Source organism: Bradyrhizobium sp. 6(2017) (genome assembly GCF_011058295.2).
GTDB classification, from domain to species: domain Bacteria; phylum Pseudomonadota; class Alphaproteobacteria; order Rhizobiales; family Xanthobacteraceae; genus Bradyrhizobium; species Bradyrhizobium septentrionale.
In genome coordinates this window covers 9,884,039-9,908,822 of the sequence record NZ_CP049289.2, presented here as the reverse complement: position 1 = coordinate 9,908,822, position 24,784 = coordinate 9,884,039, and the positions used below count along the sequence as shown (strand labels likewise).

Below are 24,784 nucleotides of genomic sequence, written 5' to 3'. Positions count from 1 at the left end.
TTGCCGACGACGTGCGCCTGATACTCGCTCGGGGTACGGCGCGATGTCCAATTCCGCCCGAACGCCGGATTGGATATGCTCAAGCAGCACGGCAGTTTCGGCACTAAGTTTGGGCTGAGCCCAACCCGCCTTTGCTGCTTCGGCACCACTTAATCGAACGAAGCAGCTATTTGCCGCGGCGCGTGAGTCGGGATGTGGCCCTCTTCGGAAGATGCCGCACTGGCTATCGAAGTCCGACGTCAGGGGTGAAGCGGACCTCACGGCTGCGCGTTCCGACTTCCGAGTCTGACCCAAAGCGGGCATGGCGGTCAGAGGACGTGAAACTCATTCGTGGTCGCGCGAGCTCCTCGGATGTCATCCGGTTCGCACACCGCGGCGCACCAGCATCTTCCGGGCGCTAGTCCGCATGCCGCTTTCCCTCGTCGAACAGCTTCTGCGCTTCGTTGACCTCTTCGATGTGCTCACACGCCCATTTCCCGAGGGCAAGCACCGGCTTGCTTAGAGACCGACCGAGATTTGTCAGAGCATATTCAACCTGAGGGGGACTGGACGCAAGTATTGTCCGTTTGACAACGCCGTCACGTTCCAGCCCTCGCAGCGTTCTTGTCAGCATCTGCTGCGAGATGCCCTCGATGCTCCGTTTGATCTCGTTGAAGCGACGGGCCCCGCCGCCGAGAAGTACGATGATGAGCACACTCCACTTGTCGCCGACGCGCGCAAGCACCTTTCCGACCCTGCGGCTGTCTCTCAGAATTTGTCCGTCCGAGGCAGTCCTACCCATCTGACTAAGTCCTGTCGCTAGGCGTTCTTGCGCTTTCGACATGCATAGCCCCATATCTGGCCTAGGTCACATTCATTGACTGGGCGCAGCGGGGGACCCGCCGAAGGTCTGCCAGAGGGGCGGGCCGCAAGGACGCAAAGCCACTAGAACGGAGAAACCATGGAAATCGGTCTGATCGGCGCCGGCAACATCGGCGCCTGCCTCGCACGAAAGCTCAAGGACGCGGGGCATAACGTGCGGATCGCAAACTCCCGCGGCCCCGAGACTCTCGCCGACCTGGCGAAGGAGGTCGGCGCGACGGCGGTGTCGGTCGTCGATGTCGCCAAGCAGTCAGATGTACTGATCATCTCGGTGCCGATGAAGGCTATCCAGCAATTTCCGGCCAATCTATTCGATGGCGCGCGCCACGACCTCATCGTGGTCGACACTGGCAACTACTATTCCATGCGTGACGGACGCATAGAGCCGTTGGAAAGCGGCATGCCCGAGACGAGGTGGGTCGCCGAGCAGCTGGGACGACCGGTCGTCAAGGCGTTCAGCAACATCTCGATTGACAGCCTCCGAAATCAAGGGCGCCCCAAGGGCTCGCCGGAGCGCATCGCCCTGCCGGTCACGGGCGACGACCGGCGGGCCAAGGATGTGGTGATCGGCCTAATCGAGGAGATCGGCTTCGACGGGGTCGACGCCGGCGATCTCGACGCGTCCTGGCGCCAACAGCCGGGCAGCGCCGCCTACTGCACCAACCTCGGCGCCTCGCGACTGAAGGAGGTCATGCAGGGCCTGACCGTCGACGACCGCGCCAAGCTCGGCGAGCGCCGCGACGTGGCGTTGAAGAAGATGATGGAGTTGCCCAACGGCATCATCGCAAAAGACAGCGTGCCGCTGCTGCGCTCGCTAGCTGGCCTGCCGGACTAGTTCCGGATGTTCGGGCCAGGCGTCGCGGACGGAGGCGCTCGCATGTGCCTAGCCATCCTTTTCTTTTTCCGGTCGCCGCTGCTGATCGGGCGGCGCCGTCTAATGATGCTGGGCGGTGGGCGATACACTTGTCGGTGAACGCGATGCGGTCGGCGGCCGAGAGGTTAGCGGGAGTTCTCAAGTCACTGGCGGTCAGTTCTACTTCGCCAGGCTTGCAGCCAGCCATGCTCATGCCGCCACAATCAATCTCGCCAACTTCAAAGCTGTAACGCCCCGGTTCGATCCAAGGTAACTCGTTGCTAGCGGATACGAGTTACTGCAATCTGAAACAACTCTGACGAAAGCATTGGCTGCCATCGGCTTCATGAGGGAGCCCAGAGCGAGGCGTCCAGCCCGCGCAATTCGGCGACTTCCGTTTGTGGCCCTTTTCGGAAGTGACGTTATGTCCGACGTGAGTCCGAAATGCGCACCAAAGCGGACGTCCGCCGACCACTCTGAATTTAAGGGTTCACGCCCCTAGATCCCGATGCGGGATGGCGATTGTGTGTCTGAGCTCCTCGGAATGGCCGTCGCGATTTGTGGGGTGGCAGAGAAAATCGACAGGTTGTTACCGTCCGACGCACTGCGCCACTGCTACCGCGAGTACAGAGATGGGGTCGAAGAACTGAGAGCGGTTCAACGCGGACCGCGAATGTGATCCCTCGTTCGTCCGATTTGGCGATCCCGCGGACTCGCACTGCCAGTCAAGGCGCCGGAAGTTTCTATTTCAGTTGCTGGAAGGCCTACGCGATCCGTCGGCCCGGAAGCTCGCGGTTCGCCGCCAATCTGATCAGGCGATCGACCGCGTTCAGAACGGCACGCTCGTTGACCAGCCTGCTTGAGCGATAGCATGTCGTTCCAGCGCGACGGCTCTCTCGCCGTCCGAGCACTCGGGCGATGTCCTCCGACGGCTGGCAATTCTCAGACGATGCAGTAAGATTTCGGCAGGGCGGACAGCGGCCGCGGTGCGCCTAGGGCCTCTTCTGCCGAAGTCAAGTCGGAAGCTCAACGCCAGAGCTGACAGATGGTGGCGCATTCGATGAACGCCGCGTACTCGGACCGCGGCTCTCACGAATTTTTTGCGATAAGATTGCCTGACGCAATGTATCCAGAGCGAAAAAGTTAGCCATAGGGTCGGTCGATGCACAAAACCCGAAAGCGGAAGATTACTGTCGACGCTAATGAAGGCAAGAACGCCGAAGAACAGTCCAAATTCCTGGCACAGCTGCAAGCCACCCTAAATGTGATTCCGGCGTATGCCTGGTACGCGGCTCCGTCCGGCGGGCTCACCTTCGTGAATAGGCGAACTGCGGACTACCTCGGTCTTCCCAATGACCATCCCTTACGTTTCGGCATCGACATTGGCGCACAGTGGGACGCCCATATCCCGTTGCTGCATCCCGACGAGCGCGAAGAATCGCGCAAAGCCTGGTCAACCTGTCTGTGCATGGGTGAGGCGGCTGAGTTTAGTCAGCGAGTTCGCAACGCTCAAGGAGACTACCGTTGGTTCCTCAGCCGCGTCGAACCGCTCAGGGCAACAGATGGGACCCTGCTGCAGTGGGTCGGGGTGAACGTGGATATTGAGGAGCTTAAGCGCGCAGAGCAAGCCGCTCGGGAAAGCGAATACAAGCTCTGCCAAATCATCGATACGGTACCAGGCCTTTTCTGGTCGGCGGGGCCCGATGGTGAACCGACCCATGTCAGCCAGCGCCTTTTGGATTACAGCGGCATGCGACTTGAGGATTTTAAGCATGGTGGTTGGGAGGCATTCGTGCACCCGGCGGACCTTCCAGAAACCGCTAAGGCTTTCTATCACGCAATTCAGACCGGAGCATCGTACCAGGCTGTGCACCGTCTGTGTCGGGCGGCAGACGGCAAATATCGTTGGCACCATGCTCGCGGTGAGCCACTGCGCGACCGAGAGGGGCGGATTGTACAGTGGTACGGCTTCTCTGTTGACGTCGATGAAGCCAAGCAGGCCGAAGACCGGCTACGCCGCAGTGAAGCCCATCTAGCTGAAGCACAGAGGCTGAGCCACACCGGTGCGTCAACGTACAACGCGTCGACAATTCTCTATTGGTCCGAGGAGACCTATCGAATTTTTGGGTTTGATCCGCTTGACGGCCTCCCAAGTCGCGAAGCGGTGTGGCAACGGATCCACTCGGATGACCGAAACCGGGTGCGCGCGGAGGTTGAGAACGCGCAGAACGGAAAAGGAGGCTTTTCGAGCGAATTCAGAATCGTACTACCCGACGGAACGACCAAATACGTCGAATCGATTCGCAAGCCCGTGTTCTCCACAAATGGGGAGCTGGTCGAGGTGGTCGCCACACAGATCGACGTGACGGAGCGCAAGCGGGCCGGAGAAGCATTGCGGGAGAGCGAGGCGAAGTTCCGCGACTACGCCGAGACCGCCTCGGATTGGTTTTGGGAAATCGGCCCGGACTACAAATTCACGCAGCTGACCGAGAATGCGTTTGGCGCACCCGCGGCCCACCGACTCGGCACGGCGTGGTGGGATCACGCTTACGACCTTGAAACGGAACCCGAGAAGTGGCGGCTTGTCTGGGCAACCCTCGATTCACGTAAACCGTTCCGCGACTTCGTATATCGCGGGTTGGGCGGCAACGGCTCTCCGATGTACGTGAGGGCCAGCGGCAAGCCAATGTTTGACGCCAACGGAGAATTCCGTGGCTATCGAGGCACCGGTACAGACGTGACGGCAATCATGCACGCCCAGGAGGCGCTGCGTGAAAGCGAGCGAAGTGCACGTTCAGCAATTGACGGGATAGCCGGTCTGCTTGCGGTCTTGGCCCCGAACGGTGAACTCGAAACCGCCAACCGCCAACTCTTCGAGTATTTTGGCCGATCGCTGGAATGGCTAAAGAACTGGGGAACGAGCGATGTGGTGCATCCTGAAGACCTTCCCCATGTTCTTGAACTTGTTAAGAGAGGGATAACCTCGGGGATTCCCTTCAACTTCGAACTTCGCCTACGGCGCTTCGACGGCGAATATCGGTGGTTTGAAAACCGCCACGTCCCAGTTCGCGATGACTCCGGACGCATCGCGCGCTGGTACCTCCTACTGACGGACATTGAGGATCGCACACAAGCGCTGGCGCGATTGGAGCAGATGCAATCGGATTTCGCCCACATGAACCGCGTGAGCATGATGGGAGAACTGGCCGCCTCGCTGTCTCACGAAATCACGCAACCGATCGCCAGCGCCCGCAACAACGCCCGTGCAGCCCAGAATTTTCTGGACATGCAGCCGCCGGATTTGGGTGAGGTCAGGGATGCCCTTAGCTGCGTTGTGGGCGATACCGATCGCGCCGGAGACATGATCGTCCGGATCCGTGAGCAGATCAAGAAGGCGCCTCCGCGAAAAGAGCAATTTGATCTCAATGCGGCAATCAATGAGGTGATTGTATTGGGGCGAAGTGCAATCATCAACAATGGCGTCACGGTTCAGACCCGGCTTTCTGAGGGGTTATTTCCCATTCACGGCGATCGTGTTCAATTGCAGCAGGTGGTCCTGAACCTGCTACTGAACGCGATCGAGGCGATGGGATCGAGAGAGGCAGGGGCACGAGAGCTGTTGATCAGCACTGAGCAAGACCACACAGGCGTCCTTGTGACGGTGCGAGATTCCGGGCCCGGCATCGATCCGTCGCATCTCGAGCGCGTGTTCGATGCTTTTTACACCACGAAGTCCAGCGGCATGGGGATGGGGCTGTCGATTTGCCGGTCTATCATCGACGCCCATGGTGGGCGGCTGTGGGCAGAGGCGAATGAACCCTGCGGTGCGATATTTCAGCTCACCTTGCCGAGCGCGGAAGCGAAATCATCAATTGCCAGGCCGACGAGACTGGAGAGCCGCATGAAGACATCGCTTTAGATGCTTCTCGTCGAGCGGCTTTCGAAGGTAACCAATGACGCCATCATTCAGCGCACGGGTCCGGACGTCATCGTCAGCATAGGCTGTAACGAGAATTGTCGGAATCGTGTGACCCAAATCCATGAGGTGTCTGTGGAGCTCGATGCCGGTCATCACAGGCATGTTGACGTCAGCGATCAAGCAGGCAGTCTCACCAAGACGAGGGGAGGCGAGGAAGTCGGCTGCCGATGCGAAGGCCTCAACCCTGTAGCCCAGTGATCTCATGAGCCTTCTCATTGACTCGCGAAAGAACTGATCATCTTCGACGACCGAGACCAACGACCGTTTCGGCATACGGCCTCCAGCAGTACGTTCAATTATGTCATACAGGCGTTCCGAAGATAGTGCCGCGGCCGCATGAGACTTGCAGACCTGAGCCTGCGCCAAAGTGCGCCGCCGGGCAATCTCGACCTCCCTAAACCTTGGCGTATGCCGGCTTGCTGACTGAGCAAATCATCCCCACAATAACGGCCGGGTAGTTTCACCGCCTAAATCATGGTCTATGCCGCCCCCGCGGGTCGACACCGGGCTTGTTCACGTTCGCGGATTGGGATTAGGCTCGTTGCCACTGGCCGATTTTAGCGAATGGAGACTTAGGCTCACTTTGGCAGGCTCGAGCGGCAGCTATGCTTGACGCAACTTCAACGGTCCTGGTCATCGACGACGACGTCGATCTTCGCAACTCGCTCGGGCGCCTGTTGCGATCCGTCGGATTGAATTCCAAGCTATTTGCGTCCATTTCCGAGTTTCTCGGATCTGAAGCGCCGACGGGGCCCAGTTGCCTGGTGCTGGACGTGAGGTTGCCGGGGGAAAGCGGTCTTGAATTCCAGCGCGAGCTCGCGGCGGCGGGCAGAGAGCTACCAATCATTTTCATAACCGGGCACGGCGATATTCCGATGTCGGTGCAAGCCATGAAGGGTGGCGCGATTGAGTTCCTCACGAAGCCAATACGGGATCAGGAGCTTCTTGATGCAATTCAGTTCGGCCTGACGCGCGATCGTGTCCGTCGAGAAAATGAAAGCGCGACGGCCGACCTCAGAAGGCGTTTCGGGACGCTAAGCCCAAGGGAGCGAGAAATCATGATTCAGGTCGCGCGGGGGAGCCTTAGCAAACAGATCGCCGGCGATATCGGCATTGCCGAAGCGACGGTGAAGGTCCATCGTAGCAGGGCGATGCGGAAGATGAACGCTCATTCGCTTCCCGAGTTCGGCCAAATGGCGGCCAGGCTCAACCTGGTGCCTGAGAAATCGCAACGCTCCTAGCCAGCCGAATTGTTCACCCTCAACGCCAAAGCCTGTCGTCACCGGATCACCGATCAGCCGAATCCCCCGGAGTGCTTACGATCCCGCTCGGTTCACCGAGCTGCTCGAAGTAGGGACGATGGCGCGCGATCCTCTTCGCGCCCTGCCTAAACCAAGATTTAGCTAGCGCAAGCATATCCACATCGCGTCCTACTGCCGCGCAGCGATTGCCCCACGAAGACGGTCGACGAAGAGGGGGTCGCAATGCGCTGCGCTTAAACCTTGTTTTCGAGGTAGGGCTCAGCAGCCCCACGCCGGAAATCGGATAATGAGCCCTCATTCGCTGAATGCGCTGTTTCGGGATGGCAGCCGTTCGGATTCTTGGGAAGACGGCGAGCTCCTGTTCAGCCGAGGTTGGCGCGAGAACACTGATGGCAGCCGGCAGGCCGTGCTGCTCGTTCTGCCGGCCACAGAACATCCGACACCCGCTAGCCTCGATCGCTTGGCTCACGAATACGCATTGCGGGACATGCTGGACCCGGCATGGGCAGTGAAGCCTCTGGCTCTTGAGCGCGAAGGCGGCCGCACCACGCTGTTACTCAACGATGGGGGAGGCCAGCCGCTGGCTAGATTTCTCGGAGCTCCATTGGAGATCGGAGTCTTCTTGCGTTTGGCTGTCAGCATCACCTCGGCGCTGGGCAAGGTTCACCAGCATGGGCTAGTCCACAAGGACCTTAAACCCGCCCATATTCTGGTGATGGATGGAGGCACGGAGGTACGGCTCACCGGGTTTGGCCTGGCTTCGCGCTTATCCCGCGAGCTTCATGCGCCAGAGCCCCCGGATGTCATCGCGGGGACCCTCGCCTATATGGCGCCAGAGCAGACCGGTCGCATGAACCGCGCGACCGATTCCCGCAGCGATTTGTACGCGCTCGGCGTCACTCTTTACGAATTGATGACGGGCACATTGCCCTTCACGACCTCAGATCCGATCGAGCTGATTCACTGTCACATCGCGCGCGAGCCCGCGCCACCAAACGTGCTTGCGGCTCGCGCGCCGGAGCAGGTCTCTTCAATTGTGATGAAGCTGCTCGCCAAGGCTGCGGAAGACCGATACCAGACTGCTGCCGGCCTCGAAGCCGACCTGCGGACATGTCTTTCCGCGCTTGAAGAGACCGGCCGGATCGAGCCATTCCCGCTTGCGGCGAGCGATGCGCCGGATCGCCTCCTTATACCGGAGCGCATTTACGGACGCGAAAGTCAGGTAGCGACACTGCTGACGGCCTTCGATCGAGTGGCCAGCGGCGGCGAAACGCAGGTCGTGCTTGTGTCAGGCTATTCCGGGATCGGCAAATCGTCGGTAGTCAACGAACTGCACAAAGTGATCGTCCTTCCGCGTGGCATCTTCATCTCCGGCAAGTTTGACCAACGCAGCCGCGACATCCCCTACGCAACTGTGGCCGAGGCATTCCAGGGACTGATCCGCCAAATCCTGAATGGAAAATCGGCCGAAATCGCGCGTTGGCGTGATAGCATTCTCGAGGCGATTGGGGCCAACGGTCGTCTGCTCACGGACTTGATTCCTGAGCTGATACGGATGATCGGTCCCCAGCCAGAGTTGCCTGATCTCGCACCGTTCGATGCTCAACTTCGCTTCCAGGCCGTACTCCAGCGCTTCGTGGGCGTGTTCGCTCAGCGGGAGCATCCACTACTGATCTTCATCGATGATCTCCAATGGCTCGATCCGGCGACGCTCGCCTTCATTGAGCAACTCGCGATCGATTCGGACATCGGCCATTTGCTGCTCATCGGGGCCTACCGGGACAACGAAGTCGGACTGGACCACATGCTTTTCCGCACAATGGCCGCCATCCGCCAAGCGGGAACGCCTGTCGAAGAAATCGCGCTGGGCCCGATCTCGCTCGCCGATGTCACCCAACTCGTTGCCGATACGTTGCGCTGTCCGCCGACGCGTGCCCATAGGCTAGCCGGCCTTATCTATCGCAAGACGGGTGGAAATCCGTTCTTTGCCGTGCAGTTCCTGACCAATCTGGCCGAAGAGGCCCTCATCAGGCGTGACCCGAAGACTCACGCCTGGACCTGGGACCTTGAGGGAATTGACGCCAAAGGATTCACCGATAACCTCGTTGATCTCATGGTCGGGCGGCTGAGGCGCCTGCCGTCGAGTGCCCAGGACGCGCTGAAGCTGCTGGCGTGCCTCGGCAGCAATGCCGAGATCGCAACGCTGGAACTGGTACTCGGCGCACCCAAGTACGAACTCAATGAAAGCCTGCGTGTGGCGGTCCAAGCCGGAATCATCGTCTCGCGCGGAGGGCACTACCGGTTTCTTCACGATCGCGTCCAGGAAGCAGCTTACGCACTTATACCCGACGCCCGGCGGCCAGCCCTTCACTTCCACGCAGGGCAACGGCTGCTGGCCGCACTGACGGATGATGAGGTCGCCGAACGGATTTTCGACATCGTCAACCAGCTGAACCTGGGAGTTTCGGCGTGCAACGATCCGGACGAGAAGGCACGCATAGCTCGGCTCAATCTCCAGGCCGGACTGCGGGCAAAGGCTTCAACAGCATACGCCTCCGCCTGCAGTTACTTCGCCTCTGGCCTCGCGACGCTCGGCGATCAAGGTTGGGAGCAGGCCTACGAGCTTGCGTTCAAGCTGTTGCTTGAACGCGCTGAGTGCGAACTATCTAACGCGAATTCGGCCGTCTCCGCTGAACTCATCGAATTGCTGCTCGCGAACGCGCGAACCAAGACGGATCGCACGGAGGGCTTTAGGCTCAGGATCACGCTTCAGCTGCTCCATGGCGACATGGCGCTGGCCCTTCGCACAGCGCTCGAGTGCCTGAAGATGTTCGAGATGACGTTTTCCGAGCGCCCGACCGCCGAGGATGTTCGCGAGGAATACCACGATCTGCAGCGCCGGATCGGATCTCGACCGATCGAGAATCTCATTGATCTTCCGCTGATGGAGGATCCTGAAATCCGCGCGCTCAGCGGCATATTGGTGACCCTCGGCCAGTCTTCCTACTTCGTCGACCACCATCTCTATGGCATTCTTACCTGCCGGATGATCAAGCTATCGATCGACTTCGGACATAGTGCATCCGGCATCCTCGGATACGGCGGCCTGGGGATAATCCTCGGTCCCACGTTCGGCCGCTTCGAAGACGGCGAGCGGTTTGCCCGGGTGGCAGTGGCGGTTACCGAGCGCCACGACTTCCTGGCGCATCGGCCCGCCGCTTATGTCATCTTGCAGATGACAACTCTTTGGACGCGCACAATCGATGAGGCGTTGGCATGCCTTGACGTTGCGGACAAAGCCGCCGCGGAGACGGGCGAGGTCGTGTATGCCTCCCTAAGTGCGGAGCACCGCATCACAAACCAGTTGGCCCGTGGCGATCGTCTTGATCTGATCTGGCCGGAGTCAATCAACGCCCTGACCTTCGTCCGAAAGAAAGGATATGCGCATATCATCGATATCCTGCTCGCGATTCAGTGCTACATCGCGACGCTAAGAGGCGATACCTCGAACGACAACCTCATCTGCGATGAAGCGACCTTGCTGCGAACGGGTATCCCGGTCGTCCAGTGCTTTTACTGGATTCTCCAGCTTCAGCTCCGCTACCTGATGGGGGATCCTGTGGCCGCCCTCGAAGCCGCAGAAAACGCCAAACCGTCGCTATGGTCGGCGCGATGCCACATCCAGGCCGGAACCTTTCAGTTCTACCATGCACTGGCGCTCCTGGCGGTCGTCCGATCTGCACCCACTTCGGAGCCGAACCCACTTCGCGAGAGCCTTAAAGAAAGCTTCGCCACGCTCCAGACGCTCGCCGACACTGCGCCGCACACCTACGCGCACAAGCGTGACCTCGCCGTTGCAGAGTTTGCGGGTCTGGAAGGCCGTGACAGCGAGGCCATGCGCCTCTATGAGCAGGCCGTTCGCTCGGCTTTGGAAAAGGGCTTCATCCAGGAAGCAGCACTCGGCGCCGAGCTCGCAGCCAACTTCTTCGCCGGTCGTGGGCTAGAGAGAATAGCGCAGAGCTACCGATGCGAGGCGCGGGACTATTACCGCCGTTGGGGGGCATTGGGCAAGGTAGCCCAGCTTGACCGACGCCACCCGGAAGCCGCGCCAAAGGTCTCCCAACCGCACTTCCCGACCGTCGAGACGTCGCTCGAGCACCTCGACCTCGCGACCGTCATCCGCATGTCGCAGGCCGTGGCGGGCGAGCTCCTGCTGGACAGGCTGATAGAGACTCTCATGACGATCGCGATCGAGCATGCCGGCGCCGACCGCGGCCTTCTTGTCCTTCCGCACGGCGATGATTTGCGGGTCGAGGCCGAGGCGAAGAGCACGGCGAAAACTGTCAGCGTCAGGCTTGTTGGCGGAGACGCCCCGGCGCCTGGCCTGCCGGCGACGGTCCTCGCGCACGTCCGCCGGACCCAGCAGCCTGTCATCCTCGACGACGCACGAGCCAAGACGCCGTTCTCGTCCGATGGCTACCTGCGCCGTAATCGCGTGCGCTCGGTGCTCTGCCTTCCCCTGGTAAAGCAGGGCAAATTGTCCGGAATGTTTTATCTCGAGAACAGCCTGGCGTCTCACGTGTTCACTCCGGCCAGGATAACCGTGCTGATGGTGCTCTCGTCCCAGGCGGCGATCTCGCTCGAGAATACCCGGTTGTATAACGATCTCGCGGAACGCGAAGCGAGAATTCGCCGTCTGGTGGACGCAAACATAATAGGAATCGCGATCGGAAATCTTGATGGTCTCATCCGAGAGGCCAACGACGCCTTTCTCCGTACCGTAGGGTATGATCGCGACGATCTGGTAACCGGCCGGCTGCTTTGGACGGATCTCAGGCCGTCCGAACCGCTTGATAGCAATGCACGGCGAGGAATCCCGGACTTAGGGATGGCGGGAACATTGCAGCCGTACGAAGATGAGTTCGTGCGCAAGGATGGACGCCAGGTGCCGGTCCTAGTTGGAGGCGCGTTGTTCCAGGACGGGGGTCCCGAGTGTGTCGTATTCATGCTCGATTTGACAGCGAGCAAGCGAGCGGAGCGAGCGTTGCGCGAACTGGAGTCAGATCTCGCGCACATGAATCGCTTGAGCGTGATGGGGGAGCTGGCGGCTTCGTTAGCTCACGAGCTTAAACAGCCGATTGGCAGCGCGCGCAATAACGCGCGAGCTGCACTGAATTTCTTAAAGAAACGTTTGCCCGACCTTGGCGAGGTCAAGGAAGCCCTCGACTGTGTGGTTGGCGATGCCGACCGAACCGCAGACATTATCGATCGCCTTCGAGATCACATCAAGAAGGCCCCTCCGCGAAGGGATTGGTTCGATCTCAACAACGCAATCGACGAAATCGTTGTGCTGGCGCACAGCGCCTTAAGCAAGAATGAGGTCACGGTCCAAACCCGGCTGAGGGATGGGCTGTCTCCTGTGCGAGGCGATCGCGTTCAGCTGCAACAAGTTGTGCTGAATTTGATTTTGAACGCGGTCGAAGCAATGAGCTCGGTTGAAGGGGGAGAGAGAGAACTACTGATCACAACCGAGCCAAGCCAGACAAATGGTACCCTCGTTGCAGTGAAAGATTCCGGCCCTGGAATTGATCCAGAACAGCTGGATCGTGTTTTTGAGGCGTTCTACACAACGAAATCCAGTGGGTTAGGAATGGGCCTATCGATCTGCCGGTCCATCATCAAAGCGCATGGAGGCCGGCTGTGGGCTGCCCCAAACGAACCTCGCGGCGCCCTATTTCAATTCACGTTGCCCAACGCGGAATGGAATCCATGAAAGCTGCGCGCGAAGTTGTCTAACGAACATGTATCTGCCAAACCAAACTGGCCGGTCATTCGCTCCTTGCCGTCGTTAGGCGAACCCATACACGGGCACGGCAACAGATAGACGATTCGATCGTTGAAACGCGCCCTGGCCGCAAAACTCGGCGTTGTACCTTTCGATCGCCTTAACAATCCAGCTTTGTAAACCAGAGCGTACTCGCGAGCCACCTGCGGATGCACCACAATGGGTCCTACACAGCAGTGCGCGGTCGATATTCGCTCGCGCCCCGTCGGACGCAAGGGATCTATGGTGTCTACAAGGTGGAGCGTGAGTATGAGAGGCGTTGCTCGTCAATTAGCAGAAGCCCGTCCAAACAATGCCACGGACGCGCCGTCTGCGGCCGGTCTGCCGTTCCACTATTTGGCAAGCAGCCTGGCTCAGCTTCTTGAGACGGCGCAGCGTGAACTCGACAGCGACCGGGAAGCGGCGAAGGCCTCGCTGGCCGCGGCATCATGCATTCTGCGGTCGGAGATTGAACGTCACTCGGGAGCCAACGGTTCCAGGCCGGCAGCATTGGCCGGTTGGCAGATGGCGCGCGTGCGCGCATTCATAGAGGAGAATCTACACAGCAATATCAGCGCGAGCGATCTCAGCGCTGTAGCTCAGCGGAGCCAGGCACACTTCTCGCGTTCGTTCAAACAAGCCTTCGGAGAACCGCCGCATGCCTACGTGGTTAAACGGCGGCTCGCGAGAGCCTGTCAACTAATGGTAACAAACACGGAACCCCTAAGCGAGATTGCTTTGCGCGTCGGTTTCTCGGACCAAGCGCATTTGTGCAGACTTTTTCGGCGAGCTTTTGGTCAGAGCCCGTCGATTTGGCGGCGCGAACACCAGTTTCCGCGGGTAATCTCAAGCGTGGGTGAGGGAAAGAATGCTCGATCATCGCTCGTTCGGATGATCCGACCATTAAGAACGGAGCGGCAGTTGCCTGACTGTGGTGCGAAGCGCGCGCTCCTTCCAAAGCCGCAAAACACTTTCCCGATTAGCTGACGAACTCTTGGGGCGCTCGCTTGAAACTATGTCGCGCGCCGGCGTGAGCGTTCACCGAACCGGCTCGAACGGTTGCCCGCTCTCAGCTGCAGCGTCTTGAGGCAAAGTGGGATCAACAGCCGAACACTACTGATCGCGGCTGTCAACCCAAGGAGATACAAATGCGAATCGGGCTTTTCATCCCTTGTTACATTGATGCCTTTTTCCCAAAGGTCGGCATCGCGACGCTCGAACTCCTGGAGCGGTTCGGCCACGATGTCCACTATCCTCCCGACCAGACCTGCTGCGGCCAGCCGATGGCCAATAGTGGTTTCGACGCCGAAGGCGCCGATACCGAGGCGCTGTTCGTGCGCAACTTCTCCCGCTTCGACTACGTCGTCTCACCATCCGGCAGTTGCGTCCACCACGTGCGGGACAATTTCGCGATAGAGCAGACCGAGGAGGTCAAGGAGGTGCGCTCGCGAACTTTCGAACTGGTCGATTTCCTGCATGACATACAGAAAGTCGACGCTTTTCCTTGGGCCAGATTTCCGCATCGGGTCGGCCTGCACAACAGTTGCGGCACGCTGCGCCGGCTCAAGCACGCGCTTCCGTCGGAGTTGCACGAGCCGTTCTTCTCCAAGCCCATCGACCTGCTTTCCAAAATTGACGGAATCGAGTTCGCGCGGCCGGTGCGTCCCGACGAATGCTGCGGCTTCGGCGGCACCTTTTCGGTGTTCGAGGAGGTCGTTTCCACCAAGATGGGCTACGACAAGGTCAGCGACCATGCGCATGCCGGCGCTGAATACATCGTCTCGGCCGACAGCTCGTGTCTGATGCATCAGCGAGGCTGCGCCGAGCGCATCGGCGTTCCGATGAAGTTCATTCACATCGCCGAAATCCTGAACGGAGCCAGCGCATGAGTACGACGCACGAGCAAACCGGCAGCGCGATGTTGCATTCCGAGCTGCGGGCCGATGCCGACCCCGATGCCATCATCCGCGACGGCCGCCGCCTTGATCACGCCGAAGGAGCATCGAAGCCACTGCGGCCGGCTCCTGAGCCGCAGCCGCGGGGTGCGAAGGTCCGTGGCAACCGACCGATCGACCAGCAGGAGGCTGCCGCCCGCTTTATCGCTGCTACCGAGCACGAGAAGATGCATGACGAGCGGCTCTGGGATCTGCGGCAAAAGCGCGACCGCGAGATGCATGGCATTCCCGAATGGGAGGAACTTAGGTCGCTCGCTTCGGCGATCAAGGAACACACGCTCGCCCATCTCGACGAGTATCTCGGCCAGTTCGAGGCCAACGCGCGATCGAACGGGATCCACGTGCATTGGGCACGCGACGCCGCCGAGCACAACAAGATTGTGCATGGCATCCTGCGCGACCATAGTGCGAAGTCGTTGATCAAAAGCAAGTCGATGCTGACCGAGGAGTGCGGTTTCCGGCCTTACATGGCTTCCGTCGGGATCGAGGTCATCGAGACCGATCTGGGTGAGCGCATTCAGCAGCTTGACAACGAGGATCCGAGCCATGTCGTGGTACCGGCCGTGCATAAGCTGCGCACCGATGTGGCGGAAGTATTCTCACGTACGATTGGCACCGACCCCGGCAATAGCGACGTCCACTATCTGGCGGAAGCACAACGGGAGGCGACACGCCCGCTGATCCTCAACGCCGATGCGGGCATGACGGGGGCCAATTTCGTGGTCGCCGAGACCGGGACATTCGTCGTCTGCACCAACGAGGGCAACGCCGATTTATCGGCCAACGTACCGAAGCTGCACATCGCCTCGATCGGCATCGAGAAGATCATTCCCCGCCTGGAGCACCTGGCGGTGCTCGTCCGCCTCCTGTCACGTAGCGCCCTTGGCTCGCCGATGACCCAGTATACCTCCCATTTCCGTGGGCCTCGGGCGGGTGGCGAGATGCATGTGGTGCTCGTCGACAACGGCCGGTCAGAGCGCTTGGGCCTGGAAGAATTCTGGACGTCCCTGAAGTGCATCCGCTGCGGCGCCTGTATGAACACGTGTCCGGTCTATCGCCGCAGCGGGGGCCTGAGCTACGGCGCCACCTATTCCGGCCCGATCGGCCTCATCATCGATCCGACCTTCAACGCGCGGAAATATAGCAACCTGCCATTCGCTTCCTCGCTTAACGGCAGTTGCACCAATGTCTGCCCGGTGAAGATCAACATCCACGAGCAGATCTATGCGTGGCGGCGGGTTCTCGTAAATCAGCACGAGGTGCCGCTCGTCAAAAAAGCCGCCATGAAGGCCGCCGGCGCTGTGTTGTCCAGGCCCGCGGCCTACCGCGCCGCGGTAGCCTCGGCCGAAACGGCGCTCGCCCATCTGCCACGCTTCGTCATTTACAACGGCCTCAACGCCTGGGGGAAGCACCGCGAAGTGCCGCACCCAGCCAAGCAAACTTTCCACAGCTGGTATCACGCGAATCGAGGAGAGAAGCCATGAGCAGCCGCGACGACATCCTGGCTTCGATCCAAGCCAATCTGCCACGCCTGGACCGGCCGCTGCCACACGTGCCCCTCTTTGACAGCGGACCGCCCACTTCGCTTCTGTCTACTTTCAAGGACAACCTGCACCGCATGGGCGGCGTATTCCTCGATCCGCCAGCCTGCGGCGATATCCTGGCGCCGGTACGGACGAAGATCGCGGATGCAAAAGTCGTATGCTCCACCGTGCCGGAGATCGTGGGCAACCGGGATATCGCTGACGTCGGTGCGCCGCGGGATCTCGCGGATATCGATTTTGCCATCGTCCGAGCATCATTCGCCGTCGCGGAGACTGGCTCCGTCCTGCTGAGCGATGCCGATCTTCACGTCAACGGGGTCGCCTACCTCGCGCAACACCTGATCGTGCTCGTAGATCCTGCCGACATCGTCGTCAACCTGCACCACGCCTATCGCCGACCCGAATTCCGCGACAGGCACTATGCCAGCTTCCACACCGGCCCGTCCGCGACGGCGGATATCGAAGGTGTGCTCATCCACGGTGCGCAGGGCGTGCGCTCGCTTTCCGTCCTGCCGGTTGCGCGAGCAGAGAGCAAACTCGTTCCGCTGAAACGGAAATGAGGTCATCGCCGGCAGTTTCACCGCCGGAGAAGAGAAACGGCCCGAGTTCGACATTGGAACCGCGCGATAGGAAAGAAAAATCAATGAGCAAATCTGCATCCGAATACCTGGTCGAAGCCCTCGAGAAGACGGGCGTGAAGCGTGTCTACGGTGTGGTTGGCGACTCCCTCAACGGTGTTTCCGACGCACTGCGGAAAAGAAAATCGATCGATTGGATCCACATGCGTCATGAGGAAGCTGCGGCTTTCGCGGCGGGGGCCGAAGCTCACCTCACCGGAAACCTTGCCGTGTGCGCCGGCAGCTGCGGTCCCGGCAATCTGCATCTGATCAATGGTCTGTTCGATTGCCAGCGCAGCGGCGTGCCGGTGCTGGCGATCGCCTCCCATATCCCGAGCAGCGAGATCGGGATCGACTATTTTCAGGCAACCCATCCCGAGAGCCTGTTTAAGGAGTGCAGTCACTACGTTGAACTCGTTTCGAGTGCCAATCAGCTTCCACAGATCCTCAAGCGTGCCATCCGGGTAGCGATCGCAAAAAGAGGTGTCGCGGTCATCGTGTTGCCTGGCGACGTCGCGCTGACGAAAATCGACGCCGATGTCCCGGAATGGATGGTGCCGGCTGCGCCGGTGCTCCGCCCAGGCGCAACCGAAATCGGACAATTGGCAGACCTTCTCAACGAAGCATCACGGGTGACATTGTTCTGCGGCGCGGGCTGTGCAGGTGCTCACGCAGAAATCGTCGAATTGGCCCGCAAACTCAAGGCACCGATAGTGCACGCCTTTCGCGGCAAGGAGTTCATTGAATACGACAATCCCTACGATGTCGGGATGACCGGTCTTGTCGGCTTCGCATCAGGATACGCGGCGATGAAGAATTGCGACGCTCTCCTGATGCTCGGGACGGATTTCCCCTACCGCGCATTCTATCCAGAGCACGCAAAAATCGCGCAGGTGGATGTGAGGCCGGAAGCGCTTGGCAATCGCTGTTCGCTTCACCTCGGTCTGCTCGGGACTGTCAAGGATACGCTGGATGCCGTCTTGCCGGTGGTCAAGGAGAAGACGGACTTCAGCCATCTCAACGATGCTTTGATCGATTACAAGAAGGCCAGGAAAGATCTCGACTCGCTGGCGGAGAGCGGTCCGAACAGCAATACCATCCATCCGCAATATGTGACCCGTCTGGTGAGCGAACTCGCCGCCGACGATGCCGTATTCACCTGCGACGTCGGAACCCCGATCATCTGGACCGCGCGCTATCTGAAAGTCAACGGCAGGCGGCGCATCATCGGTTCGTTCAATCACGGATCGATGGCGAATGCGATGTTGCAGGCGATCGGCGCGCAAGCGACCTATCCGGATCGCCAGGTCATCTCGATGTCGGGCGACGGCGGCTTCAGCATGATGATGGGAGATTTTCTCACGCTGACCCAGATGGGGCTCCCCGTAAAGGTGATCGTCCTCAACAACGGGACGCTCGGCTTTGTCGAAATGGAGATGAAGGCCAATGGATTCCTCGACACGGGATGTGACCTCAAGAATCCGAATTTTGCGCTGATGGCAGACGCTATGGGTGTCCGCGGCATCCGGGTCGAGAAGCCGCAGGAGTTGAAGGGGGCCATTGAGGCCGCGCTCGCACACCAAGGCCCGGTCTTGCTGGACGTGGTGAGTGCTCGGCAGGAGCTCGCCATGCCGCCCAAGACGACCGTCGATGAGGCCTACCACTTCGGGATGTTCACGATGAAAGCAGTTCTTGACGGCCGCGCGGCTCAACTCATCGACCTTGCGAAGGTCAATCTAACTCGCTGATCTTCGGCAGGAACGGGAGCTACAACATGATGTGGACCGCACTTCTGCTGTCTCGCGTGCAGTTTGCCTTCACGGTGTCGTTTCACATCATCTTTCCGTCATTCACGATCGGGCTTGCCGCGTGGCTGGTCGTGCTCGAGGCGTTCCACCTATCCACCGGGAAGCCTGTGTATCGTCGTCTCTTCGAATTCTGGCTCAGGATATTCGGCGTGACGTTTGGGCTCGGTGTCGTCTCCGGGATCGTGCTCGCGTTCGAATTCGGGATGAACTGGAGCCGGCTGTCGGAGGTAACAGGCCCCATTCAGGGACCATTGCTGGTGTACGAGAGCTTTACGGCATTTGCCCTGGAGGCGTCGTTCTATGGTGTGCTGATCTTCGGGCGAAACCGGGTGCCGCCGCTGATGTACCTGTTCTCGACCATGATGGTGGCGCTTGGCACGACCTTCAGCGCCTTCTGGATCATGGTGAACAACAGCTGGATGCAGGCTCCGGTAGGCTACGCAATTGAGAATGGCATCTTCGTCCCGACCGATTGGAAGGCGATCATCTTCAGCCCGGTCGTATGGGTCCGCTTTCCTCACATGCTGGTCGCGGCCTATCTGACCGGGGCCTTCTGTGTTGCCGCGACCGGCGCATGGTATCGCTTGCGCGGCACATACGCGGTGGAAGGCAGGCTGATGCTGCGAATGGGTCTGTTCCTGGCAACGGTTCTCGTTCCGGTGCAACTGTTTCTGGGGCACTTGAACGGGGATTACGTTCACGAGAAACAGCCTGCGAAATTCGCAGCCATCGAAGGCCGCTGGCATGACGAACAGCCTGCCAGCGAGGTCCTCATCGCCATTCCGGATGAAGCGAAGGAAGAAAATCATTTCGAGCTGAAGATTCCATATCTCGGCAGCCTCATCGCCTCGATGCGGCTCGACTCCAAGGAGGTCGGGCTGACCAGCTTTTCGAAGGAAGATAGGCCGCCTGTTGCGATCCCATTCTTTGCCTTTCGGGTGATGGTTGGCTGTGGTCTTTTGATGATGGCAGTCGCTTGGCTGGGCTCTTTCCAGCTTGTGGTCGATCGCAGGAAGGGAGAGCGGCTCCTGCTGTGGGCGACCTTCCTGAGCTTTCCGCTTCCGTTCGTCGCGACGCTAACGGGATGGTTCACCGCAGAAGTGGGGCGCCAGCCCTGGAGCGTTTACGGCGCGCTTCGCACGGCCGACGCCGTCACTCCGACACTGACGGTCGAAGCCGTAATGGTTTCCTTGGCCATTTTCGTCACTGTTTATCTGATCATCTTCAGCTTCGGAACTCTCTATGTCTATCGCCTCTTGAGGGCCGGGCCTGTCGGACCGGGGCCCATCTTTGGCACCAATTCCAAGCGTCCGCTTGCGGTGATCGGCGACCCGATTCCGGAGACCACAGAAGGAGGGAACCGGGCATGATTCTGTTCTGGGCAAGCCTGCTGGCGGCAACCACATTGCTCTACGTGTTGCTGGATGGCTTTGATCTTGGTGTCGGCATCCTGTTTGCGTTTGCTGACGAACCCAATCGACGCAAGATGCTCGGCGCCATCTCGCCGGTCTGGGACGGCAACGAGACCTGGCTGGTCATCACCGGCACGGTGCTGTTCGGCGCCTTTCCGGCAGCCTATGCCGCGCTTCTGTCGGCGTTTTACCTCCCGCTCGTGTTGATGCTGTGTGCGTTGATATTGCGCGGTGTGGCGTTCGAGTTTCGATACAAATCGCTCGGATTTCGGTGGTTCTGGGATCTGGGCTTCGCCGGCGGATCGTTCGTCGCGACATTCATCCAGGGCATGACGGTAGGCGCTTTGGTCGAAGGCCTACCGATGAAGGATGGTCACTATATCGGCGGGACATTGGGCTGGTTCAGCCCTTTCGCAGCGCTTTGCGGATTTGGGCTGGTGCTTGGCTACAGCCTTCTCGGCGCCAGTTGGCTTGTCCGGAAGTGCGAGGGAGAGATAAGGGAGCGCGCCTACCAATTGCTGCCTGTGATGACCGTTGCCGTCCTTGCTTTTCTGGCCACGGCCTTTGTCCTGGCGCTCACCATGCATCTCCATTTGATGAGCCGCTGGCTCGAGCGTCCGTATCTCCTGATCTTCCCTCTGATCGGAGCGATATCTTCGGTTTGCTTGCTGAAGAGCGTACAGCAGCGCAAAGACTTGGCGCCGTTCGGATTCTCCACGCTGATCTTCCTCGCAGCCTTCGGCACCTTGGCCTGCTCGTTCTGGCCATTCATGATTCCGTTCGCGCTCACGGTCGAGCAAGCAGCGTCACCTCCGGCAAGTCTGAACTTCATCTTTTGGGGGGCCGGTCTCTTCGTCATGCCGCTCACGCTCATATACACGTTCGTGGTCTACAGGCTCTTTCGCGGAAAAGTGGCGGATGTGGGTTACGAATAAAACGGCAACTCGGGCCGTTACGTTTTAACCAGCATCGAAGATCGCAAAATGATGGCCATGCTTTCCATGTCAGCCTGCGCGCCACGCACGGCTCAACACTGCAATCCACATGAAGGTCGGAGAGCACTTTGAGCACTACCGTAGACAGTCGCCCAATGACTTTTGCGGGGTTTCCGGCAAGCTCGTGGACCTTCGCGATCAGGATCTGGCTGGCTATCGTTGTGGCGCTCTACGCAGCCTTCTGGCTCGAATTGGAGGCACCGTCTTCTGCAGCGGTAACCGTCGCCGTCCTCGCTTTGCCGACACGCGGTCAGGCGCTGGAAAAGGCGGCGTTTCGGCTGATTGCGACCGTCATCGGTGTGGCGGCATCGGTCGCCATCGTTGGCATGTTCGTTCAGACCGGAGCCCTGCTTCTCAGCGCATTCGCGGCGTGGTTGGGAATTTGTGTCTATGCGGTGGGTCTGCTGGACGGCAATCGTGCCTACGCCGCTGCGCTCAGCGGTTACACGGTGGCAATTATCGCCGTTCAGCAGATCGATAATCCTCAGCACGTCTTCGAATCCGGCGTAGCGCGCGGCGCCGCCATCGCAGTCGGGATTCTCGTCGTCACGGTCGTCAACGATCTCCTGGTTGCGCCGGATCAGCATCCACGTCTGGCGGCTCAACTCGAAGCCCTTCGGCGCCGCCTAGCCGGCTACGCAGAACGCGTTCTGCGCGGAGAACCCGTGCCTGCAATGACAACCGCGGGATTGTTGCGTGAAATCGCTGCGCAGCGCCCCGAGATCAACAGTCTCGGTGCCGAGTCGAGCAATGGTCCGGCGAGGAGCGCTGCCGCCCGTGATGCGATGGTAGGGATGGTAGCCGAGTTGTTCGCAATACGCGCCCTGGAGCTGTTGCCGCGATCCGCTCCGCCTGGGGAGCGCGAGCAGGTCGTTGCACAACTGGAGGCGAATTCCAACGGCATAGTCGCATCGCCGCACGGAGCGCTTTCAATCGAGCGCGACATGGATTCGCGCGACCTGTTGGCATCAGGGTCGCTCTGGTTCACCGAACGTATGCTCCGAATGGATGGTGAAGTGCGGGGAAGCCTCACGGCGCTCGTCGCCGGCACGCGCCCGTCAAGAGCCTGGCGCGCGCCTCTGTATCGTTCCCGTCGTATTGCGGCCGAGTCCGGCGTACGAGCCGCCGCCTGCTTCCTGCTGGTGGCATCCTTCTTCGCGCTCAGCGGCTGGTCCACGACCGAGGTGTCGCTGTCGTTCGTCGCGATCATCATCGGGTTGCGTGCCACGACCCCTGATCCGCGAGCCTTCACGACGATCGCGGTTGTGGTTGCGCCCCTGGCATCACTCATGGCCGGCATACTGGAGTTCGTCGTTCTTGACGGCGCCACGGCGTTTCCCCTGCTGGCGATCGCGTTGGCCCCCTTCATGATCGGTGCCGCGCTCCTGATGACCGTGCCGAATCGGATCGTATCGGCGCTTGGTCGGCTCAATCTCGTCTTCATCCTGGTTCTTTTCGCGCCCAGCAATCCGGAAACCTACAATCCGCAGACATTTCTGTTTTCCGTTCTCTTCCTCGTGCTCGCGACCAGCCTTCTGTTCGCGGCGGATATTCTTATTCCTCCGGTATCACCTGACCGCCACCGCCAGTGGCTGCTGGCGTCGGCACGTCGGGATCTCAGGCTCTTGCCGTCTTGGCAAAACCAGGAGCTTGCCCCGGAGGAGGCGCTGTTTCGCGACGCGGGCCGGATCGCGGAAATTCTGGCCGTTGGCGGCAGTACGCCTGAGCATCAGGCGGCCGTGGAAGAGGCGATGGCTGCTTTCGACCAGGCTGCTGCCCTTCGCCTCGGCCAGCTGGAGCTGGACCGCCTGATGCGGGGTCCGTTGCGGGCGGAGGCCCGCGCCGCGCACGCGGCGCTCGGGCGGCGGGATCCCGCATCCATGATTGCCGCTGCCGAAGCGCTACGCCAGGGCGCGTCCCTCGGGGACGTTACCGTCGCCGGCGCCAGCGCGGCGCTCGTCCTCGCAAGTGTTGTGTTCACTCCACCGCGTTCAGGTGCGGAGTCCCTTGCGGAGACATCATCATGACGCAGACCTTTCGGGAACTGATCGTTGGCGGTGTGTTGGTCGCCCCCATCATTTCCTATGCCGTGGTGGCAGTCGCGATCATCATAGTGCTGCGTCCGATTCTACATCTCATGCGATTTTCCAGCTTTTTCAGCAATCCATCGATCGCGGAGCTCAGCCTCTATGTCGCGATCGTCGGGCTGCTGGCGCTATCGTTCTAAAGGAGAGAGTCTTGGGAATGTCTGTTTCTGAAGATCGAGCCGCAACGCATGATGCGCAACTCGCTACAACGCAGGATCTAGGAAGCGATAGCCCGAATCCGGCGCCGGGGCAAAAGCCCGTGGCACGCAGCCAGCCGGACATCGACCATGATCGACAGCAGAGTTCGTCGGCTCCCGTTTCTCCGGGGGCCCGCCGTGGCCCCGCGAGTTTCCTCGCTTCGCTTGGCAAGCGCCTCGCCACCCTCGCCATCGCGCTCGCCGCGCTTATGATTGCCCTTCTCACGTGGCAGCAATATGTGATGGCTCCCTGGACGCGGGATGGCACGGTACGTGTACAGGTTGCGAATGTCGCACCTCAGATATCGGGCCAGATCAACGATATACGGGTCGTCGACAACCAATATGTCCACAAGGGCGAAGTACTCTACACCATCGAGCCGTTTGATTTTGAAGTAGCCCAGCGGACGGGCGTTGCGACGGTCCAGCAGCGAGCCGCCGATCTTCAGGTTAAGCAGGTCGAGTCCGAACGCCGTCAGCACTTGACCAACTTGGCCACCACGGCCGAAGAGCAGCAAATCTTTGCCGGCAACGCCGTTCAGGCAAAGGCCGCGCTCGACGCCGCGCAACAGCAACTCGCGCAAGCAGAGATCAACCTGAAGAGGACGAGCGTTGTCAGTCCCGTTAATGGTTACGTCACCAATTTGCTGATGCGCGTTGGCGATTTTGCGCATGCCGGGACGAGCAATATTTCGGTCATCGATGCCGACAGCTTCTGGATCGACGGCTATTTCGAAGAGACGAAGCTGGCACGGGTCTGTGTCGGCGATCGCGCCGAAGCAAAGCTGATGGGCTATGGCCAGCCGGTCACCGGACGCGTGGGCACGGTGACCCGTGGCATCAGCGTGTCGAACGCCGCCGCGGGTGCGCAAGGGCTGCCCAATGTCGACCCAGTCTATACCTGGGTACGGCTCGCGCAACGCGTGCCGGTTCGTATTTCGATCGATACAGTCCCGTCTGGTGTGCCGCTGGTTTCCGGGATGACTGCAACGGTAACGGTGCGACCGGCAGCAGAAGTCGCTCGTCCTAACTGGTTCGATCGCATGCGCAGGGATGTCGTGGATCAGCTCACCGATCTTTTCAACGACCCGCTGCCGCGTCCAAATTGTCTGCCCGTGATGACCATTCAGCGCGTCCCCACGGAATCAATTCCTGCCGAGACGGTGCCGGGGGCCGCGTCGCCCGAGCAGATTAATCCCGGGCTCGCGCCCGGCATGGATTTGTCACCGCGCAATCGCTGATGTCACGCCATGCGGTCCAGATTTCATACTGGCTTGCGCGCCACATGAGCGACGCTTTCACTCGGCGATGCATGGTACCGAGGGTTTCGTCGAAGGCCGAGCGAGTCTTTCAGTTTCTGATCCTATCCCCAAGGCGGATGCCATTTGTC

The 24,784-nt window shown here is 60.1% G+C and carries 16 protein-coding genes; 14 read left to right on the top strand and 2 right to left on the bottom strand.

Annotation, left to right across the window (positions count from 1 at the left end; genetic code table 11):
* Positions 1–397: 397 nt before the first annotated feature.
* Positions 398–781 carry a winged helix-turn-helix transcriptional regulator gene (locus G6P99_RS47040; protein WP_165126934.1) on the bottom strand — a complete coding sequence of 128 codons (384 nt, stop codon included), beginning with the start codon at positions 779–781 and terminating at the stop codon, positions 398–400.
* Positions 782–940: 159 nt separating this feature from the next.
* Between G6P99_RS47040 and G6P99_RS47035 the strand changes: the two genes are divergently transcribed.
* Both G6P99_RS47035 and G6P99_RS47030 read left to right on the top strand, forming a co-directional pair.
* Positions 941–1,696, top strand: a complete 756-nt coding sequence (locus G6P99_RS47035) for an NADPH-dependent F420 reductase (protein ID WP_165126932.1) — start codon at positions 941–943, stop codon at positions 1,694–1,696.
* A gap of 1,180 nt (positions 1,697–2,876) precedes the next feature.
* Positions 2,877–5,633 carry a PAS domain-containing protein gene (locus G6P99_RS47030; protein WP_165126930.1) on the top strand — a complete coding sequence of 919 codons (2,757 nt, stop codon included), beginning with the start codon at positions 2,877–2,879 and terminating at the stop codon, positions 5,631–5,633.
* On the opposite strand, the gene G6P99_RS47025 is transcribed toward G6P99_RS47030, so the two are convergent.
* A complete protein-coding gene (locus tag G6P99_RS47025; RefSeq protein ID WP_246709438.1) occupies positions 5,583–5,897 on the bottom strand; it encodes a response regulator transcription factor in 315 nt (104 codons plus the stop codon). The two genes, G6P99_RS47030 and G6P99_RS47025, sit on opposite strands and share 51 nt — an antisense overlap.
* Positions 5,898–6,298: 401 nt before the next feature.
* Here G6P99_RS47025 and G6P99_RS47020 point away from each other — a divergent pair, with 401 nt between their 5' ends.
* The 12 genes from G6P99_RS47020 (at position 6,299) to G6P99_RS46965 (ending at position 24,635) form a co-directional block, all read left to right on the top strand.
* Positions 6,299–6,934 carry a response regulator transcription factor gene (locus G6P99_RS47020; protein ID WP_165126926.1) on the top strand — a complete coding sequence of 212 codons (636 nt, stop codon included), beginning with the start codon at positions 6,299–6,301 and terminating at the stop codon, positions 6,932–6,934.
* A 307-nt stretch (positions 6,935–7,241) separates the two neighbouring features.
* A complete protein-coding gene (locus G6P99_RS47015) occupies positions 7,242–12,728 on the top strand; it encodes a trifunctional serine/threonine-protein kinase/ATP-binding protein/sensor histidine kinase (RefSeq protein WP_165126924.1) in 5,487 nt (1,828 codons plus the stop codon).
* 321 nt (positions 12,729–13,049) lie between these two features.
* A complete protein-coding gene (locus G6P99_RS47010) occupies positions 13,050–13,766 on the top strand; it encodes a helix-turn-helix domain-containing protein (protein ID WP_165126922.1) in 717 nt (238 codons plus the stop codon).
* Positions 13,767–13,927: 161 nt separating this feature from the next.
* Positions 13,928–14,668: a (Fe-S)-binding protein gene (locus G6P99_RS47005; protein WP_165126920.1), complete on the top strand. Its 741-nt coding sequence runs from the start codon at positions 13,928–13,930 to the stop codon at positions 14,666–14,668.
* Complete coding sequence (locus tag G6P99_RS47000) at positions 14,665–16,218, top strand: lactate utilization protein B (RefSeq protein ID WP_165126918.1); 1,554 nt, start codon at positions 14,665–14,667, stop codon at positions 16,216–16,218. Before G6P99_RS47005 ends, G6P99_RS47000 begins: the two co-directional genes overlap by 4 nt.
* Positions 16,215–16,838, top strand: coding sequence for a LutC/YkgG family protein (locus G6P99_RS46995; protein ID WP_165126916.1), 624 nt, complete (start codon positions 16,215–16,217; stop codon positions 16,836–16,838). The genes G6P99_RS47000 and G6P99_RS46995 overlap by 4 nt, the downstream gene beginning before the upstream one ends.
* 83 nt (positions 16,839–16,921) lie before the next feature.
* Positions 16,922–18,643, top strand: coding sequence for a ubiquinone-dependent pyruvate dehydrogenase (gene poxB, locus G6P99_RS46990; protein WP_165126914.1), 1,722 nt, complete (start codon positions 16,922–16,924; stop codon positions 18,641–18,643).
* A 26-nt stretch (positions 18,644–18,669) separates the two neighbouring features.
* The gene (locus G6P99_RS46985) at positions 18,670–20,073 is read left to right on the top strand and encodes a cytochrome ubiquinol oxidase subunit I (protein ID WP_165126912.1); all 1,404 of its coding nucleotides are present in this window, start codon (positions 18,670–18,672) and stop codon (positions 20,071–20,073) included.
* Positions 20,070–21,050 carry a cytochrome d ubiquinol oxidase subunit II gene (gene cydB / locus G6P99_RS46980; protein WP_165126910.1) on the top strand — a complete coding sequence of 327 codons (981 nt, stop codon included), beginning with the start codon at positions 20,070–20,072 and terminating at the stop codon, positions 21,048–21,050. Before G6P99_RS46985 ends, cydB begins: the two co-directional genes overlap by 4 nt.
* A 128-nt stretch (positions 21,051–21,178) precedes the next feature.
* Positions 21,179–23,137, top strand: a complete 1,959-nt coding sequence (locus G6P99_RS46975; protein ID WP_246709437.1) for an FUSC family protein — start codon at positions 21,179–21,181, stop codon at positions 23,135–23,137.
* The gene (locus G6P99_RS46970) at positions 23,134–23,337 is read left to right on the top strand and encodes a DUF1656 domain-containing protein (protein WP_165126908.1); all 204 of its coding nucleotides are present in this window, start codon (positions 23,134–23,136) and stop codon (positions 23,335–23,337) included. Before G6P99_RS46975 ends, G6P99_RS46970 begins: the two co-directional genes overlap by 4 nt.
* 17 nt (positions 23,338–23,354) lie before the next feature.
* Positions 23,355–24,635: an HlyD family secretion protein gene (locus tag G6P99_RS46965; RefSeq protein ID WP_165126906.1), complete on the top strand. Its 1,281-nt coding sequence runs from the start codon at positions 23,355–23,357 to the stop codon at positions 24,633–24,635.
* Positions 24,636–24,784 lie beyond the last annotated feature (149 nt).

What these genes read in the sequence shown, in the direction of transcription:
- G6P99_RS46985 (WP_165126912.1), top strand. Translation starts at nt 18,670, where the DNA reads ATGATGTGGACCGCACTTCTGCTGTCTCGCGTGCAGTTTGCCTTCACG.
- G6P99_RS46970 (WP_165126908.1), top strand. Translation starts at nt 23,134, where the DNA reads ATGACGCAGACCTTTCGGGAACTGATCGTTGGCGGTGTGTTGGTCGCC.
- poxB (WP_165126914.1), top strand. Translation starts at nt 16,922, where the DNA reads ATGAGCAAATCTGCATCCGAATACCTGGTCGAAGCCCTCGAGAAGACG.
- G6P99_RS47020 (WP_165126926.1), top strand. Translation starts at nt 6,299, where the DNA reads ATGCTTGACGCAACTTCAACGGTCCTGGTCATCGACGACGACGTCGAT.
- G6P99_RS46965 (WP_165126906.1), top strand. Translation starts at nt 23,355, where the DNA reads ATGTCTGTTTCTGAAGATCGAGCCGCAACGCATGATGCGCAACTCGCT.
- G6P99_RS47000 (WP_165126918.1), top strand. Translation starts at nt 14,665, where the DNA reads ATGAGTACGACGCACGAGCAAACCGGCAGCGCGATGTTGCATTCCGAG.
- G6P99_RS47030 (WP_165126930.1), top strand. Translation starts at nt 2,877, where the DNA reads ATGCACAAAACCCGAAAGCGGAAGATTACTGTCGACGCTAATGAAGGC.
- cydB (WP_165126910.1), top strand. Translation starts at nt 20,070, where the DNA reads ATGATTCTGTTCTGGGCAAGCCTGCTGGCGGCAACCACATTGCTCTAC.
- G6P99_RS46995 (WP_165126916.1), top strand. Translation starts at nt 16,215, where the DNA reads ATGAGCAGCCGCGACGACATCCTGGCTTCGATCCAAGCCAATCTGCCA.
- G6P99_RS47005 (WP_165126920.1), top strand. Translation starts at nt 13,928, where the DNA reads ATGCGAATCGGGCTTTTCATCCCTTGTTACATTGATGCCTTTTTCCCA.
- G6P99_RS47025 (WP_246709438.1), bottom strand. Translation starts at nt 5,897, where the DNA reads ATGAGATCACTGGGCTACAGGGTTGAGGCCTTCGCATCGGCAGCCGAC.
- G6P99_RS47035 (WP_165126932.1), top strand. Translation starts at nt 941, where the DNA reads ATGGAAATCGGTCTGATCGGCGCCGGCAACATCGGCGCCTGCCTCGCA.
- G6P99_RS47040 (WP_165126934.1), bottom strand. Translation starts at nt 781, where the DNA reads ATGGGTAGGACTGCCTCGGACGGACAAATTCTGAGAGACAGCCGCAGG.
- G6P99_RS47010 (WP_165126922.1), top strand. Translation starts at nt 13,050, where the DNA reads ATGAGAGGCGTTGCTCGTCAATTAGCAGAAGCCCGTCCAAACAATGCC.
- G6P99_RS47015 (WP_165126924.1), top strand. Translation starts at nt 7,242, where the DNA reads ATGAGCCCTCATTCGCTGAATGCGCTGTTTCGGGATGGCAGCCGTTCG.